Annotated in this window: 1 protein-coding gene; it reads left to right on the top strand. The window is 42.0% G+C overall.

The window, feature by feature from the left end; all coding sequences use genetic code 11:
- Positions 1-102 precede the first annotated feature (102 nt).
- Complete coding sequence (locus DET49_RS18320) at positions 103-1,401, top strand: IS1380 family transposase (protein WP_166636622.1); 1,299 nt, start codon at positions 103-105, stop codon at positions 1,399-1,401.
- Positions 1,402-1,617: the final 216 nt, after the last annotated feature.

Below are 1,617 nucleotides of genomic sequence, written 5' to 3'. Positions count from 1 at the left end.
GCTTAACCCCAAAAATTCATGAGATATAAATAAAAATTGGGTGTAAAGTGTTATATTTAAAGAGCTTAGCGGCATCTTTAAAAACACTAAAACCACCCAATTTTGGGTATTAAAAATACAGTTTTCTACCGAGGTAAAAAATCAATTTCAGTTAATTTTTCTGCAGAAGAAATAAGTTCCGATGGTTCCCTTGTTCTTTTGGAGAAACTGGAGAGAAAACACAAGCTGATTCGCCACTTCAGCAAATTTATTCCGGATGACCGGAACCCTCTTCAAACCACTCATTCCATCTATAAGCTTTTAAAGCAGCGGGTGTTTATGCTGATGCAGGGATATGAGGATGCCAATGACGTGGCCCACCTGAAACACGATCCTTTATATAAAGATATCCTGGAGGGAGATCTGGCTTCACAGCCTACCATATCCCGGTTTGAGAACAGCCTGGATAATCATGCTATTTTTAATTTATGCTATGCCTGGATCGATCGTTATGTCTCTAGTCTTAAAGGTCGTAGCCGTATTATCATTGACATCGATGCCACCGATGATCCCACGCACGGGAAACAACAACTGGCGATGTTCAACGGGTATTACGGCCAGTTCATGTATAATGAACTCTTTTTCCACGATGGGGAGACCGGTCAGATCATAGTACCGGTGCTTCGCCCCGGAAACAGCCATTCCAATAAGTGGTATGTGGGTATTTTGAGAAGGGTCATCACCAGGATCCGGGAAGCATACCCTGCAATGAAAATCATCATCCGGGCCGATAGCGGGTTCTCTTCTGCCCCTTTTTATAAACTGGCTGATGATTACGGTCTGAAATATGCCATAGGCCTTGCCAGCAATGAAGTTCTCAAAAGAAGGGTCAAAAGGGCGGAGCAAGCGGTAAAACATCTTTACCAGAACAACGGCATCAAACACCAGCACTTTATCAGTTTTGACTATCAAGCCGGTAGCTGGCACAAGCCCCAACGGTGTTATTCTAAAATTGAAAGTACCGGCCTTGGCATGAACATAAGGCACATCGTGAGCAATCTTGAAGAGCAGGATGCCAGGGAAATCTATTTTGGCTTTTATGTAAAGAGAGGGGAAGCCAGTGAGAACCGTATCAAGGAAGTGAAGAATATGTGCTTCTCTGATCGGCTTTCCAATCATGGGTTCTGGGCAAATTTCTTCCGCCTACTGATCAGCAGCCTGGCCTATGAACTATTCCTGATCTTAAAGGCAAACATCAAAAAAACTTCTTTTGAAAAGGCCAAAAAATGGCAGATCAGCAGCATTAGAACTCACCTGCTAAAGGTAGGTGCTACTATTAAAATCACTAAAAGGAGAATCTATTACCGCCTATCCAAGGCCTTTGTACACCAGCATTTATTTAAGGAACTGCTCTCTGGGTAGGCTATATTATCCTGATAAACATCCTATGGGATAGGTATGCCCTGTTCTGAAATTTCACCCATTTAGGACCTGCAAATCAACAAAATTGTATTGAAAAGTTATCCAGCTTCACCCATCAGGGAGAAAAATGGTCAAAACTTAACCAGATTCAAGAGAAAACTAAAATGGCTCTAAAAAATTACTACTGCTAAACTACTCATGAATAGTCCGGGTTAA

Origin of the sequence: Salegentibacter sp. 24 (genome assembly GCF_004362395.1) — a bacterium.
Taxonomy (GTDB): Bacteria; Bacteroidota; Bacteroidia; order Flavobacteriales; family Flavobacteriaceae; genus Salegentibacter.
Note: the sequence above shows the minus strand (reverse complement) of the source record. Positions and strands in the feature narration are given on the sequence as shown.